This is a genomic window from Ramlibacter sp. bp-362 (assembly GCF_054956735.1).
This window is the reverse complement of sequence record NZ_JBUDXE010000081.1, coordinates 1-242: the sequence shown is the minus strand read 5'-3', so window position 1 is coordinate 242 and position 242 is coordinate 1. Positions and strand designations below refer to the sequence as shown.

The 242-nt window shown below is 68.2% G+C and carries 1 protein-coding gene; it reads right to left on the bottom strand.

Features of this window, described 5'->3' with window-relative positions; all coding sequences use genetic code 11:
- The coding region (locus tag ACY0MJ_RS22495) for a thiolase family protein (protein ID WP_462640785.1) at positions 1–242 on the bottom strand (242 nt) is incomplete at both ends.

Below are 242 nucleotides of genomic sequence, written 5' to 3'. Positions count from 1 at the left end.
ACCTTTTCGGTCGCCGGGATCGGGCCGGTGAGCATCAGTAGAGGATCGTCGCCGATCACCGCGGAGGCGACGATTCTGGCCCGGGGCCGCAGACCCAACTGCGAGGCCCGCTCCTCGCTCATCACCAACAGGGCCGCCGCACCATCGGTGATCTGCGACGCGTTCCCGGCGGTGACGGTCCAGTCGAGGTCAGGGAACTGCGCTCGACGCTCGTCGGTGCCGAACACGGCTTTCAGTCCGCC